Genomic DNA, 16105 nt, shown 5'->3' on the forward strand with positions numbered 1-16105 from the left:
GCAGGGTCCCGTCCGCGTCTACTCCTCCACCCGCACCCGACCCGACCGCGGCCTGGACCGCTTCGGCGCCTACCACGGTGCGGAGGTGGCTCGCGTTCGTCGCAGGCGACGAGCCGGACACCCCCGGCGAGGAGCGCTGGCCCACGTTCCAGAAATCTCCCGACACCGTCCTGGAGTTCGTCGACGTCGTCCGCGTCACCGATCGCCCCTCCCCGGACACGGTCGACTTCTGGCTGAGCCGGGCCGGCTGACCGGGAGCCGTCAGGCCGTCTTCCTGGTCGGCCGGGCGTCTGGCTCTTTCCCGAAGCGGCGGATGAACGTCTGGCGCAGCTCCTCGAGCTGCTCACGCTCGCGGTCGCTGATCGGATCTGCCTGTCCCGCAGCGATCCGACGCTGCAGGCTGTTCGCTCGCCTGATCACCTCGACCACGGGAACCACCTCCGTCTTCCATTTTCCGTCGCCTCGGGCAGCGTGTCCATGCTCGCTCTGCTCTGCAGGTTCTGGATCGTGCGAATGATCATCCGGCCCTCCGTCGCGGTCGCTTCGTCGAGCAACGCGTGGAGCGCATCGTTGGCGACCTCACGGTCCGTCAGGTCGTCCGAACCGGCGAGACCCAGCGCCCACTCCGCCCGCTTCCACCATTGCTCGCGTGCGGCGTTCGCGCGGGCGATGGCGGTGGAGCGGTACGCCGGGAAGAAGGCGATCGCCGCGGCGACGACGGCGAACAGGCCCGCGATCGGCGGACCGGTCAGAGCATCGCGCCAGAACTGGTCGTCGACCACTGAGGGCGGCTGGAAACCGCGCAGCATGTAGCCGAGGAGTGCACCGGCGACGGCAGAGGCGAGGCCGATGAACGCGCAGAAACGCTTCGCTCTGCCACTCACGGGGCAGCCCCGACACGACGAGACCCCGAGCGTTCTGACAGATCGCCTGTGCCCGCGCGCAGCGAGCCGCCTGAGCGACGCGGTGATGGTGTTCTCACCCCGTCATGTTCTCCGCTCGTGCTCGTCCTAGGCGCTGTGCCGCGAACCGCTGTCGTGCGCTGCGCACTCGCAGCTCGTGCCGGCGAGAGGACAGCGATCGCTCGAGAGGGCTCGGTCGACCCGCCGATGCGCATGTCCCTTTGCTGCCGACGGACTGTTGAAGCTCTCGCGGAGGCTGATGACGAGTCGTCTGCGACCGGCGCCCTGGCCGCTGGCGGAGGACCGCGGTCTCCGGTCGTGGGGTGACGGGTCTCGCTCGTTCGGGGGGTAGGGACGGCGCGAGATGACGGCCGGGACCCGTTGTCGCGGATCGCCTCGAGTGCCATGGTCGGCACTGGGCGAGCCGTGCAGGCGCGCGATCGCTCCGTCTTTGGAGGAACCCGCTGATGCGATCCACTGTCCGCCGATCCGCTGTCCCCCGCAGTCTCGCCGTCGCCGTGCTGGCCGTCGCGCTCATCGTCTCGGGCGCTCCCGCCCAGGCGGCGCCCGCTCCGGCGCAGGCGGCGGCCGCAGCGGCAGCAGCGGCAGCTCCCGTGGTCGGCCCGATCATCGGGGTCGCGTCGAAGCGCTGCCTGGACGTGCCGAACGGGTCGACCGCGAACCGGACGATCGTCGTCCTCTACGACTGCAACAGCGGCGCCAACCAGAAGTGGACGATCGCCACGACCGGCGAGATCACCGTCTACGGCGGCGCGAAGTGCCTGGAGGTGCGCAACCGCGCGAGGACGGCAGGCGCCGACGTGCAGATCTCGGACTGCGTCGGCGGAGACGGACAGCGCTGGCGAGTCGAGAGCGACGGCACGATCCGCGCCGTCGCCTCGGGCCTCTGCCTGAGCGTGAAGGACCGCAAGACGGCGAACCGCTCGTCCGTGCAGATCGCGGCCTGCGCCGGCGGCGACTGGCAGCAGTGGCGGACCAGCGCGGCCGTCGCGGACACCACGGCCCCGTCCGCGCCGGGGAGCCCGCGGGTGACGAACCTCGCCTGCCGCACGGCGATCTTCTCCTGGAACGCGTCCACGGACGCCGTCGGAGTGGCGGGGTACGACGTGTACCACGACGGCCAGTTCATGAAGTCCGTCGCCGGGAACGTCCTGTCCACCGGCCTCGACGTGGTGCCGGGCGCGCAGTGGGGCCTCTACGTGAACGCCCGCGACGCCGCCGGCAACGTCTCACAGGCCAGCGCCACCGTCGCGGTGACCATCCCCCAGTGCAGCACCGACACGCAGGCGCCGACGAGCCCGACCGGGCTCACCGCGCGGGCGTCCGGCACGGCCGTCACCCTCACCTGGACCGCGAGCACCGACGACGTCGGGGTCCGCAGCTACACCGTCTTCCGCGGCTCCGCGCAGGTCGGCACGGTCGCCGGCAGCGGCGCGACGGCGCCCGTCACGACCTTCACCGAGAGCGGCCTCGCGGCGAACACCGCGTACTCGTACACCGTCGCGGCCGTCGACGCGCAGGGCAACACCTCCGCTCGCAGCGCCGCTGCCGCCGTGACCACGGGCGGGGCCTGCAGCACCGCGTTCTGCACAGTCACCCAGGTCGCCACCGACACCGACATCCCCTGGGGGCTGACCACCGTCCCCGACGGGACCGTGCTCTACTCCCGCCGCGACGCGCAGGACATCGTCCGCCTGAACCCCACGACGGGCGTGAAGACCAGCCTGGGGACGGTGCCGAACGTGCAGAGCACGGACGGCGAGGGCGGCCTGCTGGGCATCGCGGTGTCGCCGACGTTCACCACCGACCAGTGGCTGTACGTGATGCACACCTCCCCCACCGACAACCGGGTGATCCGACTGAAGCTCGTCGGCGACCGCCTCGACACGAGCACGGTGCAGGTCCTCGCCTCCGGGATCCTGCGGAACAAGTACCACAACGGCGGGCGCCTGCGCTTCGGCCCCGACGGCAAGCTCTACGTCAGCACCGGCGACGGCCAGAACACCGCCACCGCCCAGAACCTGAACTCGCTCAGCGGCAAGATCCTGCGGATCAACCCCGACGGCAGCATCCCGGCCGACAATCCGTTCGGCAACGCCGTCTGGAGCTACGGACACCGGAACCCGCAGGGACTCGCGTTCGACTCGCAGGGCCGACTGTGGGAGCAGGAGTTCGGCAACAGCGTCATGGACGAGACCAACCTCATCGTCCGCGGCGGCAACTACGGCTGGCCCGCCTGCGAGGGCACCTCCGGCAGCTGCGGCACCGCCGGCTTCCTCGCCCCGAAGGCGACGTACCCGACCTCCGCCGGCTCCTGCTCCGGCCTCACGGTTGTCCGCGACGTCCTCTACATCGCCTGCCTCCGCGGCACCCGCCTCTACCGTGCCCCGATCACCGGCGACGCGCCGGCCACCCCGACCTCCGCCTTCGTCGGCACCTACGGCCGCCTGCGCACCGTCGAGCCCGACGGCCGGGGCGGCCTCTGGATGACGACCTCCAACACCGGCGACAAGGACAGCATCCCCAACAACAGCAGCGAGAAGATCCTCCGCGTGACCCTCGGCGGCTGACCCGCGAGATCGGCGGGCAGACCCGTCTTCTGACGCTGGTGGATCTCGATACGCCCGCTGCGCGAGCTACTCGATCAACATGCATCCTCGCTCGACGGCCGCATGCCGGCATGCCCCTCGCATGCTGGTCGAGTAGCCGCCGCAGGCGGCGTATCGAGACCCACCGTCCTCAGCGGGGTGGTCTGCAGACCCGCCTTCTGGTGCGGGTGGATCTCGATACGCCCGCTCCGCGGGCTGCCCGATCAGCATGGTTCCCCGCTGCGCGCGCTGGTCGATCTGCAGGCATACGCCCTCACTCGTCGGGTGAAGCGTGCACGGCCTTCCACGGCGCGATTGACTGCGCAGTCAAACCGTGTTGTACTCGTCGGACCGCGCAGTTGACTGCGCTGTCAACCTCGGGTCCGAGGACGAGCGAAGGAGCTGCGACGTGGACGCATCGAAGGCTGTGCCGCAGCCGGACGACCGCGGTCGCCGGGTCTCGATGGCCGACGTGGCCCGCGCCGCCGGCGTGAGTCAGAAGACGGTCTCCCGCGTCGTCAACGGGGAGGCGCACGTCTCCCCCGAGATCGGCGAGCGCGTGGCCACGGCGATCCGGACCCTCGGCTTCCGGCCGAACGCCGCCGCCCGAGCTCTGGTCACCCAGCGGAGCCGCCGGATCGGCATGGTGACGATGAGCACCTCCCTCTACGGTCCGTCCGCGATCCTCGACGGCGTCGAGCAGGCCTCCCGTGCCGCCGGCTACTCCCTCAGCGTCGTGCGCACGGCGCAGAACAGCGGCGCGGAGCTGCAGGAAGCGGTCGACGCCCTCGTCGATCAGGGCGTCGACGGCATCATCCTCTCGGAGCCGGTCGATTTCGGGCATCCGCGCCTCGCCATCCCCGCCGACGTCACGGTGCTCAGCTTCGACCACCCGAGCGAGGCGCACCGCCCCGAGGAGCTCGTCGTGGGCACCGATGAGGCCGGGGCCGCCCGCAGCGCCACCGAGCACCTCCTCGCCCTCGGCCATGAGACGGTCTGGCACATCGCCGGCGCCGGCACCTGGTCGGCCACCCGCCGTCGCATCGACGGCTGGCGGACCGCCCTCGCCGACGCCGACGCCGCCGAGCCGCCCGTGCTGAGCGGCGACTGGAGCCCGCGCTCGGGGGCGGAGGCGATGGCGTCGATCCTGCACCGCCGCGATGTCACCGCCGTCTTCGCCGCCAACGACCAGATGGCCGTCGGGGCGATCCACGCCGCCGAGGCCGCCGGCCTGCGCATCCCCGAGGACCTCAGCGTCGTCGGCTTCGACGACGACCCGATCTCGGAGTTCCTGCACCGGCCGCTCACCACGGTCAAGCAGGACTTCGCCGAGGTCACGCGCATCGCGATGCACCGGATGATCCGCACCCTGGACGGCCACGCGCCGACCGAGCGGCACCGCTCGGTCCCCGCCCAGCTGATCGTCCGCGCATCCAGCGGGCCCGCGAACCCCGAGCGCGCGGCGCTGGCGCCGGCGTCGCCCGTCCCCGTCCCGTAGCTCCCCGTCCCGTAGCTCCCCGTCCCGGCTCTCGGCCCTCGGCTCCCCCCCCCTTCCAGCTCTCTCCCCGTCCCTTCCCACCGCCGTCCGTGCGGTCAGCACGAGCCGCGTCCGCGCGGTCCCGCCGGCGCGCCCGCAGGCCCGTCCCTCCCCCTTCTCCGAAGGAGCTCCTCCATGCACCCACTGTCCCCCGCGCTCTCGCGCCGCGGGCTGCTCCGTCTCGGCGCCGCCGCCGGCGGCTCGGCGGCCCTCGCCTCCCTGCTCGCTTCGTGCGCCGCGACCGGCCCGCAGGCGGCCGTCGAGTCCGGAGCCGTCGACCTCTCGTTCTGGACGCACGACGACGGCTACGTGACGTTCTTCACGGAGGCGCTCGCCCTCGCCGATGCACGCACCGACTTCTCCTACTCGCTCGATGTCACCAAGATCGGCGCGACCGACATCGTCACCAAGCTGATCGCGCAGGCCGTCGCCGGCTCCGGCACGCCGGACCTCGTCGGCATCGAGGTCGCGAACTTCGCCCGCACGCTCCGCGGCTCGATCGCCCCTGAGCTGCTGGTGGACCTCACCGAGGCGACCGCCCCCTACCGCGACGACCTGATCGCCGCCCGCGTCGACGCGTTCAGCAAGGACGGCGCCCTCTACGCGCTCGACTCCGACACTCCGCTCGCCGTCTACTACTACCGGGAGGACGAGTTCGCGCGCCTCGGCGTGCCGACCGACCTCGAGACCTGGGAGGAGTTCGCCCGTGTCGGCGGCGGGATCAGCGCGCGGGAGGGCGTGTCCTTCGGCGCGCTCTCCGTCGGAAGCGATCTGCCGCAGGTCGTGCAGGGCTACCAGCTGCTGCTGATGCAGTGCGGCGGACAGCTCTTCGACCGCGACGGGAACCTCGACCTCGCCACTCCGGAGGCCGAGGAGGCCCTGCAGTTCGCGGTCGACGGACTCGCCTCCGGCTTCTTCACGACGGTCGCCGACTACTACGGCCCGAGCATGCAGAGCGGCCTGAAGCAGGGCTCGATCCTCGGCGTCGACATGCCCACCTGGTACTCGAGCTACGGCATCAAGCCGAACGTGCCCGAGCAGGCCGGCCTCTGGCGGGTGAAGACGCTCCCCCGCTTCGCGAACGGCGGCAGCCGCACGGCCGTGGGCGGCGGCACCGGCTTCGCGGCGGTCACCGGCAAGGCCAACAGCGACGCCGCGGTCGAGCTCGTCCTCGCCGCCTACCTCGATCCGGCCCAGCAGGTGAAGCGCTACCGCGACCTCGGCTATCTGCCGACGCTGCGCTCGGTCTACGACGACCCCGAGCTCGCGACGATCACCGACGACTACTTCGGCGGCCAGGCGCTCTTCGACGTCTACGGCGAGATCATCGACGAGGTCCCGTCGCTCTTCCAGAGCCAGGACCAGCAGATCCTCACGACCGTGCTGTCGGGCTACCTCCTCCAGGCCTACAAGGGCACCCTCTCCCCGGCGCAGGCGCTCCGCGCCACGGCCGAGGACTTCCGCGGCCAGGCCCGCAGCTAAGGATCGATGATGTCGACTCTCACCACGGCCGGGGCGCCCGCCTCCGCTCAGGACGGCCGCGGCGGCTCACCGCTCGAGGCCCGGCGCGCCGCGAAGCGGAAGCGCCTGAACACCTCCGGCGGCCGGGCCCCGTACCTCTTCATCGCGCCGTTCTACCTGCTCTACGCGCTGTTCATGATCGTCCCGGTCGGTGCGGCGATCTACCTGAGCCTCACGGAGTGGGTCGGCCTCGGCTCCCCCGAGTTCGTCGGGCTGGCCAACTACGGCAACCTGCTCGGCGACACGAGCTTCGGCGCCGCGCTGGTGAACACGCTGATCTACACGCTCATCGCGGTGTTCGTCATCGTGCCGTGCTCGCTGCTGATCGCGCAGGGCCTGAACGCCCGCGGGCTCAAGGCGCGCGACCTCTTCCGGCTCACCTTCTTCATCCCGATGGTGCTCTCGCCGATCGTCATCGCGCTGATCTACAGCCTGATCTTCGACCGCAGCTACGGACTCCTGAACTCGCTGATCCGCGCGGTCTTCGGATTCGGCGACATCGACTGGCTCGGCGACCCGACGCTGGCCAAGGTCGCGATCGGCTTCGTCCTGCTCTGGCGCACGGTCGGCTACCTGACGATCTTCTTCCTCGCCGCACTGCAGGCCGTGCCGAAGGAGCTGTACGAGGCGGCCGAGCTCGACGGCGCCGGCGTGCTCGCGAAGTTCCGCACCGTCACGCTCCCCGCGATCCGCCCGGTGACCGCGTTCGTCGTCGTCACCTCCTTCATCAGCGCCGCCCAGCTCTTCGACGAGCCGTACCTGCTCACGCGGGGCGGACCGGGCGAGGCGACCCTCTCCGTCTCGATGTTCATCTACCGCGCCGCGTTCGAACGCCAGCAGTTCGGCTACGCCGCCGCGGCCGGAGTCGTGCTCTTCGGGCTCGTCTTCGCCGTCAGCCAGATCCTCAACCGCGCCCTCGCCATCGGGAGAACCTCATGACCGCCACCACGGGAATCGTCACCGCGGACGCTCCGGAGCGCCGCATCCCGCGGAGGCAGCGCCGGGCGAGCGGCGGTGAGCGCGCCCGCCGCGGACTGCTCTACGTCACCCTCTCGGCCCTGCTGCTCGTCTTCGTGTTCCCGCTGCTGTGGGCGCTGAGCGGCTCGTTCAAGAACCGCGGCGACATCTTCTCCACTCCCCCGTCGCTCGTCCCGAACCCCGCGACCACCGACAACTACGTCAACCTGCTGACCACGCAGCCCTTCTGGGCCTGGTTCGGCATGAGCGTCGGCACCTCGCTGCTCGCGACCGCGGTCTCGGTCTTCGTCTGCGCCATGGCCGGCTACGGCTTCGCGAAGTTCGCCTTCCGCGGCAAGAAGGTGCTCTTCACGATCATGTTCTCGTCGCTGTCGGTGCCGTTCGTCGTGATCCTGGTGCCGCTGTTCATCCTGATCGTGAAGGCGGGGCTCTCGAACCCGTGGTTCGCGCTGATCGTGCCGTGGGTCGCCCCCGCGTTCGGGATCTTCATGATGCAGCAGTTCATCGTCCAGTCGATCCCGGACGAGATCATCGAGGCGGCCCGGATCGACGGCAACAGCGAGTTCGGCACCTTCTGGCGCGTGGTGCTGCCGCTGCTGCGCCCCTCCCTCGGAGCGCTGGGCGTCTGGGGCTTCCTGCAGAGCTACAACAGCTTCCTCTGGCCGCTCGTACTGCTCTCGGACTCGTCGCAATACACGATCCCGCTGGGCCTGAACATCCTCTTCGCGTCGGAGAACCGCTCCTACGACCTCGTCCTGGCGGGCGCGGTCCTCGCCTCGGTGCCGACGATCCTGGTGTTCTTCCTGCTGCGCAAGCAGCTGCTCGACGGGCTGACCGCGGGCGCCGTCAAGGGCTGACACCCCCATCGCCCTCCTCCGCCACTCCTCTTCCGAACGTCCGAAAGGCCCTCCCATGCAGCACCTCACCGACCGCATCCTGTTCGGCGCGGCCTACTACCACGAGTACCAGCCGACCTCCCGGCTGGGCCGCCGCGACCTCGCCGAGGACTTCCGGCTGATGAAGGCCGCGGGCTTCACGGTCGTCCGCGTCGGCGAGTCGGTCTGGTCGACCTGGGAGCCCGAGAACGGCGTCTTCGCGCTCGACTGGCTGCAGCCGGTGCTCGACGCGGCCCACGAGCACGGCATCGCGGTCGTGCTGGGCACGCCGACCTACGCGGCGCCGATGTGGCTCGCGCGGCTGTACCCCGAGATCAACGTCGAGCGCTCGAGCGGTCGGCCGATGGGCTGGGGAGCCCGGCAGGAGATCGACTACTCGCACCCGGCCTTCCTCTTCCACGCCGAGCGGCTCATCCGGAGGATCGTCGAGCGCTACGCCGCGCATCCCGCGGTGATCGGCTTCCAGGTCGACAACGAGCCCGGCAACGAGATCTTCCACAACCGGCAGGTCTTCCAGCGCTTCGTCGACCACCTGCGCGCGCGCTACGGCACCGTCGAGACGCTGAACGACGAGTGGGGGCTCACCTACTGGTCGCACCGCCTGTCGACCTGGGCCGACCTCTGGACCCCGGACGCCAATCAGCAGCCGCAGTACGACCTGGCCTGGCGCCGCTTCCAGGCCTCGCTGACCACGGACTTCATCGGCTGGCAGGCCGACATGGTCCGGGAGATCACCGCGCGGGCCGGCCGCGACGACCAGTTCGTCACCACCTGCATCTCCTACGAGCGCAGGACGGTGCAGGACGAGGAGCTCGTGCGCTCCCTCGACATCGCCGCCGGCAATCCCTACTACCGGATGCAGGACGGGCTCGAGCTGCCGGACGCGCGGGTGTTCGATCAGCACTGGACGACCTCGGGCACCTGGGCGCTGTACGCCACCGCGGACCGCATGTACGGATCGAAGCAGGCGCCGTTCCTGGTGACCGAGACCGACGCGCAGGCGATCGGCATGCCGTGGTCGAACGAGCCCGGCTACGACGGGCAGTGGCGCCAGGCCGCCTGGGCTCTGGTCTCGCGGGGCGCGACGATGATCGAGTACTGGCACTGGCACACGCTGCACCACGGTGCCGAGACCTACTGGGGCGGGATCCTGCCGCACTCGCAGGAGCCGGGCCGGGTCTACGAGCAGATCGCCGCGCTGGGTGCCGACTTCGCTGCCGCCGGCGATCGGGTGACCGAGCTGACCCCCGACTCCGATGTGGCGATCCTGTTCTCGAACGAGAGCAAGTGGGCACTCGAGGAGTACCCCTCGTTCAGTGATTCGGCGCACGGCACCGGCGCCGCCCGCGGCGTGCCCGTCGCGTCGACGCGCACCTTCCAGACCGTCTTCGACTCCTTCGCGCGCGGCGCCTTCGACGCGGGGCTGCAGTCGAACTCGGTGCACCCCTCGCAGCTGACCGGGACGACGCCCGCCGCGTTCGCCGCCGCTCATCCCGTGCTGGTCGCCGCGGCGTTCACCATCGCCGACGACGCGCAGCTGCAGTGGCTGGAGGCGTACGCGGCAGCGGGCGGGCACCTGGTCGTGGGCGTGCGCACCGGCTACGAGGACGAGGAGGCGCGGGCCCGGCTGCAGCGCAAGCCGGCGTTCCTCGACGAAGCCGCGGGCGTGCACTACGACGAGTTCGCGAACCTCGCGGTCCCGCTGCCGGTCGTCGCGGAGTCGGGCTTCCCGCTGCCGGCCGGCGCGACGGCGACCCTCTGGGCCGACGGCCTGCAGCCCGACGACGCCGAGGTGCTGGTCCGCTACGTCCACCCGCACCACGGCCGGTTCGCCGCCGTGACGACGCGCGCGCACGGCGCGGGCCGGGTCACGACCGTCGGCACCGTGCCGGACCTCGAGCTGGCGCGGGCCCTGATGTCCTGGGCCTTCGGCGACGCCGCGTCGGGATGGCGCCGCGCGACCGCGTCGCAGACGGTCACCAGCGCGACCAACCGCCACGGCGAGCGGATCCGCTTCGTGCACAACTGGTCCTGGGAGCCCTCGGTGTACCCGCTGCCGGCTGCCGCCACCGACGTGCTGACCGGAGCCGAGCTGCCCGCCGGCACCGAGCTCGAGCTCGGCCCGTGGGACGTGCGGGTCCTCGCCGCGGAGGACTGACCGACCGGCCCGGAGACCCACCGTCCTCAGCAGTGCGGCCTGCGGACCCCGCTCCTGACGCGGGTGGATCTCGATACGCCCGCTGCGCGGCTACTCGATCAGCATGCATCCGCACCGTTGGATGGGCGTGCCTCCATTCATGCTGGTCGAGTAGCCCCGAGAGGGGCGTATCGAGACCCGGCGTCCTCAGCAGTGCGGCCTGCAGACCCGGCTCCTGACGCGGCGGATCTCGATACGCCCTTCGGGCTACTCGATCCGCATGCACACGCACCCGCGGATGCGCGTGCCCCTTCATGCTGGTCGAGTAGCCCCGCAGGGGCGTCTCGAGACCCACCGCCCTCAGCAGTGCGGCCTGCAGCCCCGCCTCCTGGCGCGGGCGGGGGCTCCGCGTCTCTGCCAAGGTGGTCACGCGCCGGGTCTCCAGGCGGCCGATGCGGTGTGAAGGGGGTGGCCGACGCATGAGCGACACGGCGGCGGGACTCTCCGCGGCGCGAGCCGAGGAGCCCGTGATGGTGCCCGAGGTGCTCTCGGAGCGCAGCGGACCGCGCTCGGTGCGCGCGCTGCGGCTCGGCGTCGGCGGCGCGGGCCTCCTCCTGACGCTGGTCCTGCTCGTCCCGCACGCACCGGCGCTCCCGGGGCTGTGGCTGGCGTTCCTGGTGCTGCTCGCCGCGATGTGGATCACGGCGTCGTTCCGGCTCGAACTCGCCTCCGGCATCGGCACGGTCACCTTCGGGGTCGGCGTCTCGGTGCTCGCCTTCCTGGCCCAGGACGTGCCGCGCGTCCAGGCGCTGCTGCTCTGGGTGCTCGCGATCGCGCTCTTCCAGGTGATCTCGCGGCGCCCCTGGGCCGCCGTCGTCTACTGGACCGGACTCGCCGCGCTGTCGGGCGGGGCTTTCCTGCTCGTCCTCTCCCTCTTCCCGCAGACGGGCTGGTGGCCGGTCCTCGCGGCGGTGCCGGCGGTGCTGGCCTACGGACTGCTCTCGATCGGAGCCGAGTACCTGCAGGCCTGGCTGACCCTGGCCGACGTCAGCGACGTGCCGCGGCCGGCGCTGCGGCCCGGCCGGGTGCTGCTCGCCCTCGGCCTCAACATCGTGCTGGTGGCCCTCGCCTACGGCGCGCACCTCTCCGCCGGCGTCGAGCGCATCGATCTCGGCGCCGGCCTCGAGATCCGCTCGGCGAACACGCTCCTGATCGTCGCGCTGGCGGTCGCCGTCGTCAGCCAGTACCTCCGCCGCGCCCGGATCGAGCGCAAGCTGAACGGCCTGATCGAGGCGGCGCTGGCTCTGCCGTGGGGCGACCAGGAGGCGATCTTCGAGACGCTCGAGCGGGCGGCTCGCACGGCGATCCCGTCAGCGAGCACGCGGATCTCCGCCACTCCCGGGCGCGCGTTCGAGCTGTCGGCGCCGATCGCCACGCCCGGTCTGGGCCTGCGGCACGTGGTCCTGACGCGGCGCCCCGACTCCGGCGGCTTCACCACCCTCGAGCACCGCACCCTCCTCGCCCTCGCGCACATCGCGACCCAGGCCCTCTACGATCGCCGCAGCACCCGCGTGCTGCGCGATCAGGCCACGACCGACTCGGTCACCGGTCTCAGCAACCTCCGCGGTCTGTACGAGGAGTTCGCGGCGATCAGCGACCAGGAGGAGCGGGCGGTGCTGTTCATGGATCTCGACGACTTCAAGGCCGTCAACGACACCCACGGCCACTCGACGGGCAACACCGTCCTGCAGGAGGTCGCCCGTCGCATCCGCGAGAGCGTGCGCGGGGACGACGTGGTCGCGCGCATCGGCGGCGACGAGTTCGCCGTCCTCCTGGACTCGGTCACCGCCGGGGCCGTCGCGCTCCGCATTTCGCGCGCCGTCGAGCGGCCCCTGGTCGTCGGCGACGCCGAGCTCCACCCCCGCATCAGCATCGGCGCCCCGGTCGCTGTCGACGGCGGCTCATTCGACCGGGTGATGCAGGAGGCGGACGAGCGGATGTACGAGACGAAGAAGGAGCGCAAGGGCGAGGCGGCGCAGGAGGCGGCGGTGCAGGAGGCCGAGTCGAAGGAGCTGGATCTCGTCGCCGAGGTCCGCACCGCGGTCGCCGACGGGACGGTGCGGGTCGCCTTCCAGCCGGTGATCGACGTCGCCGAGCGGCGTATCGTCGGCTTCGAGGCGCTGGCCCGCTACACCCGGACCGACGGCACGGCGCTGAGCCCGATCACGCTCGTCGACATCGCGCGCTCGCTGGGCCTGCTGGACGAGCTGACGGTGCAGATCGTCGACCAGGCGGTGGCCTGCATGATCGAGTTCCGTGCGATCGATCCGTCGGTCACGTTCCTCAGCGTCAACATCGAGGCGGAGCAGCTGATGCACGACGGCGTCACCGAGGTGATCTGCGCACATCGCACCGCCGAGCAGGGCATCCAGCTCTGCCTCGAGCTGACGGAGGGCTCGATCGGGCACGTCGACGAGGCCGTCATCGAGCGGGTCCGCGCCCTCACCGCGGACGGCATCGCGATCGCGCTCGATGACTACGGCCAGGAGCACGCGGCCGCTGCGGCGCTGCTGACGGTGCCGCTGAGCATCGTCAAGATCGACCGCGTCTTCCTCGCCGACGAGGAGAACCCCCGGCACGCGACGATCCTCCGCTCGATCATCAACCTGGTCTCGGACCTCGACATGCACACGATCGTCGAGGGCGTCGAGACGACCTCCGCTCACGAGCTGCTGACGAGCCTGCATGCCGACCGGGCCCAGGGCTACTTCTACGGCCGCCCCCTCTTCCCGGAGCTCGTCAAGGAGCGCCTGCGCGCCACGGGCACGGCGGCGATGCCGGAGCAGCCGCCGGCGTAGCCCGCGCAGCGGCGGCCGCCTGCTGATCGAGGAGCCCCGGCCGTGTTGATCGAGTAGCCCGCGCAGCGGGCGTATCGAGCGGAGGGGGCGCCTTCGGCGCCAGCACAAGGCGGGGAAGAGACCGACGTCCTCGCGGTGGGTGGGTCTCGATACGCCCCTGCGGGGCTACTCGACCAGCATGTGCGCGGGCGTCTCTTCCAAGTAGATCCACCGTCCGCCGGAGCCCGGGTCCCGATACGCCCTGCGCGCTGCTCGACCAGCATGGATGGCGCAGACATGGCCGTTCTCGGAGTCATCGGACTAACGCAGATCGGCCATCACTCGCTTTCGCAAGAATAGCCGGAACTTTCGCAACAACGCCTTCTCCGAATTTCGAAAGAATCATCGCGCCCGTCTTTTCCGGGCGCCGATCGAGAAGTACACGAAACGTTTCGTTTTCTTATTGACACGGGTGTTATCGGCTGCTTAGTCTCGTCCTCGTTCCGAATCACCGGCGATTGGATGCTCTCGACATGACGACCCGACCTGGGGCACGCGACGCCTGCACGGCGACCCGTCCGCCCCTCCTCCCGACACCGGTCGGCACGGCATGGTGATGCCGCTGACCGGCGCGCCCGGGACCACCGTCCCCGGCTCGACCGTGCCCGGCGCCCCCGGCCCGGAGGCGCCCGTCCCCGGCGGCCCGGCGTCGATCCGTGGCCGCTCGAACGCCCGCGGCTTCCGCGCCGCCCGGCGCAGCTTCCGGCGGCACTGGCAGCTCTACCTGCTGATCCTGCCGCCGCTGCTCTACTTCATCGTCTTCAAGTACGTGCCGATGTCGAACGCGATCATCGCGTTCAAGGACTACAACGTCATCGACGGCGTCTGGGGCAGCCCGTGGGTGGGCTTCAAGCACTTCGAGCGGTTCTTCTCGAACCCGATCTTCTGGACGCTGCTGAAGAACACCTTCCTGCTCTCCGCCTACGTGGTGCTGGCCGGCTTCCCGTTCCCGATCCTGCTCGCGCTGGCCCTGAACGAGGTGCGGCTGCGCTTCTTCCAGCGGACCGTGCAGATGGTCACCTACGCGCCGTACTTCATCTCCACGGTCGTCGTGATCTCGATGACGATCCTGTTCCTCTCGCCCAAGCTCGGCCCGGTGAGCGACGTCACGTCGTTCTTCGGACTCGGGGCGATCGACTTCCTCGGCGACCCGGACTTCTTCCGGCACATCTACGTCTTCAGCGACGTCTGGCAGACGACCGGCTATTCCGCGGTCCTCTATCTCGCGGCCCTCTCCTCCATCGACACCTCGCTCTACGAGGCCGCCCGGATGGACGGCGCGAGCCGGCTGCAGAAGATCTGGCACGTCGACATCCCGGGCATCATGCCCACGGCGATCACCATCCTGATCCTCGGCGTCGGCAATGTGATGGCGATCGGATTCGAGAAGGCCTTCCTCCTGCAGAACTCCCTCAATCTCTCGCAGTCCGAGATCATCCCCACCTACGTCTACAAAGTGGGTCTGCTCAACGCCGACTTCAGTCAGGCCGCGGCCATCGGGCTCTTCAACGGAATGATCAATCTGGTCCTGCTCCTGGGCGTCAACGCGCTCGCGAAGCGGATCACGGGACAGGGGCTCTGGTGACCGCACTCGACACGCCATCGACCACCGCTCACGAGGACGGCGAGGCCGCCCGGCCGCCGCGTCGCCGGCAGCGCGCGACCCGGATCAAGGACCCGATGGTCGACCGCGTCTTCATGATCGCCGTCTACGTCCTGCTCACGACGTTCCTGCTCGCAGTCCTCCTGCCGCTGCTCTACATCCTGGCCAGCTCGTTCAGCTCGCCGCTGGCCGTCTCGTCCGGCCGGGTGAGCTTCTGGCCGATCGACTTCACCCTCGAGGGCTACGAGCGCGCCCTCGGCGACTCGACGATCGTCACCGGCTTCGCCAACTCGCTCTTCTACACGGCCGCCGGCACCTTCGTCAGCCTCGCGCTGACCGTCGCGATCGCCTATCCGCTCTCGCGGAAGGACTTCTGGGGCCGCGGCGGGATCACCCTCGGCGTCATCTTCACGATGCTCTTCGCCGGCGGCATCATCCCCACCTATCTGGTGGTGCAGCAGCTCGGCCTGCTCGACACCCGCTGGGCGCTGATCCTCCCCCAGGCCGTCGGCGTCTGGCAGGTGATCATCGCGGTCGTCTTCTTCCGCTCCTCCATCCCGGACGAGCTGTACGAGGCGGCGCAGCTGGACGGCGCGAGCGATCTGCGCTTCCTCTGGACGATCGTGCTCCCGCTCTCGAAGCCGCTGCTCGCGGTGGTCGCGCTGATGTACGCGATCTACCAGTGGAACTCCTACTTCGACGCCCTGCTCTATCTCCGCGATCCGAGCCTCTATCCGCTGCAGCTCGTACTGCGGAACGTCCTGATCCTCAATCAGGCGACACCGGGCATGGACGCGGCCGCGCAGATCGAGCGCCAGCAGCTCGCGGATCTCCTCAAGTACTCGCTGATCGTCATCTCGACGGTCCCGGTGATGATCCTCTACCCCTTCGTCGCCCGGTACTTCAACAAGGGCATCATGCTCGGCGCCGTCAAGGGCTGAGCACTCCGAGCCCGGCCCGCACAGGGCCGACTCCCCCCGGTCGCGCGGAACTCCCCCGCGGCTCTCTCACCCATGGAAGGAAAC

Annotated in this window: 12 protein-coding genes; 10 read left to right on the top strand and 2 right to left on the bottom strand. The window is 70.4% G+C overall.

Annotated elements, in window-relative coordinates:
* Nucleotides 1–77: 77 nt before the first annotated feature.
* Nucleotides 78–251 carry a hypothetical protein gene (locus MT353_RS10550; RefSeq protein ID WP_243624358.1) on the top strand — a complete coding sequence of 58 codons (174 nt, stop codon included), beginning with the start codon at nt 78–80 and terminating at the stop codon, nt 249–251.
* Between the two features lie 10 nt (nt 252–261).
* On the opposite strand, the gene MT353_RS10555 is transcribed toward MT353_RS10550, so the two are convergent.
* Both MT353_RS10555 and MT353_RS10560 read right to left on the bottom strand, forming a co-directional pair.
* The gene (locus tag MT353_RS10555) at nt 262–429 is read right to left on the bottom strand and encodes a hypothetical protein (protein ID WP_243624359.1); all 168 of its coding nucleotides are present in this window, start codon (nt 427–429) and stop codon (nt 262–264) included.
* Nucleotides 417–782, bottom strand: a complete 366-nt coding sequence (locus tag MT353_RS10560) for a hypothetical protein (RefSeq protein ID WP_243624360.1) — start codon at nt 780–782, stop codon at nt 417–419. Before MT353_RS10560 ends, MT353_RS10555 begins: the two co-directional genes overlap by 13 nt.
* A 587-nt stretch (nt 783–1369) precedes the next feature.
* On the opposite strand from MT353_RS10560, the gene MT353_RS10565 reads away from it, so the two are divergent.
* The 9 genes from MT353_RS10565 to MT353_RS10605 all read left to right on the top strand — a co-directional run bounded on the left by MT353_RS10565 (nt 1370) and on the right by MT353_RS10605 (nt 16021).
* Nucleotides 1370–3493, top strand: a complete 2124-nt coding sequence (locus MT353_RS10565) for a PQQ-dependent sugar dehydrogenase (protein WP_243624361.1) — start codon at nt 1370–1372, stop codon at nt 3491–3493.
* A gap of 427 nt (nt 3494–3920) precedes the next feature.
* Entirely contained in the window at nt 3921–5009 is a 1089-nt protein-coding gene (locus MT353_RS10570) for a LacI family DNA-binding transcriptional regulator (RefSeq protein ID WP_243624362.1), read from the top strand.
* Between the two features lie 174 nt (nt 5010–5183).
* A complete protein-coding gene (locus MT353_RS10575; RefSeq protein ID WP_243624363.1) occupies nt 5184–6530 on the top strand; it encodes an ABC transporter substrate-binding protein in 1347 nt (448 codons plus the stop codon).
* Nucleotides 6531–6539: 9 nt separating this feature from the next.
* A complete protein-coding gene (locus tag MT353_RS10580; protein ID WP_243624364.1) occupies nt 6540–7508 on the top strand; it encodes a carbohydrate ABC transporter permease in 969 nt (322 codons plus the stop codon).
* Nucleotides 7505–8404, top strand: a complete 900-nt coding sequence (locus tag MT353_RS10585) for a carbohydrate ABC transporter permease (protein WP_123703850.1) — start codon at nt 7505–7507, stop codon at nt 8402–8404. The genes MT353_RS10580 and MT353_RS10585 overlap by 4 nt, the downstream gene beginning before the upstream one ends.
* Before the next feature lie 55 nt (nt 8405–8459).
* On the top strand, nt 8460–10601 hold the full coding sequence (locus MT353_RS10590; RefSeq protein WP_243624365.1) for a beta-galactosidase: 2142 nt from the start codon (nt 8460–8462) through the stop codon (nt 10599–10601).
* Between the two features lie 458 nt (nt 10602–11059).
* Nucleotides 11060–13438 carry a bifunctional diguanylate cyclase/phosphodiesterase gene (locus MT353_RS10595; RefSeq protein ID WP_243624366.1) on the top strand — a complete coding sequence of 793 codons (2379 nt, stop codon included), beginning with the start codon at nt 11060–11062 and terminating at the stop codon, nt 13436–13438.
* Nucleotides 13439–14027: 589 nt separating this feature from the next.
* Nucleotides 14028–15062 (top strand): sugar ABC transporter permease, encoded by a 1035-nt coding sequence (locus MT353_RS10600; protein WP_243600210.1) that lies wholly within the window; start codon nt 14028–14030, stop codon nt 15060–15062.
* On the top strand, nt 15059–16021 hold the full coding sequence (locus MT353_RS10605; protein ID WP_243586899.1) for a carbohydrate ABC transporter permease: 963 nt from the start codon (nt 15059–15061) through the stop codon (nt 16019–16021). The genes MT353_RS10600 and MT353_RS10605 overlap by 4 nt, the downstream gene beginning before the upstream one ends.
* Nucleotides 16022–16105 lie beyond the last annotated feature (84 nt).

Source organism: Rathayibacter sp. VKM Ac-2927, from assembly GCF_022815525.1.
GTDB lineage: Bacteria > Actinomycetota > Actinomycetes > Actinomycetales > Microbacteriaceae > Rathayibacter > Rathayibacter festucae.

Coding starts and splice junctions, on each gene's coding strand:
- MT353_RS10565 (WP_243624361.1), top strand. CDS start 1,370: ATGCGATCCACTGTCCGCCGATCCGCTGTCCCCCGCAGTCTCGCCGTC.
- MT353_RS10575 (WP_243624363.1), top strand. CDS start 5,184: ATGCACCCACTGTCCCCCGCGCTCTCGCGCCGCGGGCTGCTCCGTCTC.
- MT353_RS10580 (WP_243624364.1), top strand. CDS start 6,540: ATGTCGACTCTCACCACGGCCGGGGCGCCCGCCTCCGCTCAGGACGGC.
- MT353_RS10585 (WP_123703850.1), top strand. CDS start 7,505: ATGACCGCCACCACGGGAATCGTCACCGCGGACGCTCCGGAGCGCCGC.
- MT353_RS10590 (WP_243624365.1), top strand. CDS start 8,460: ATGCAGCACCTCACCGACCGCATCCTGTTCGGCGCGGCCTACTACCAC.
- MT353_RS10595 (WP_243624366.1), top strand. CDS start 11,060: ATGAGCGACACGGCGGCGGGACTCTCCGCGGCGCGAGCCGAGGAGCCC.
- MT353_RS10600 (WP_243600210.1), top strand. CDS start 14,028: ATGGTGATGCCGCTGACCGGCGCGCCCGGGACCACCGTCCCCGGCTCG.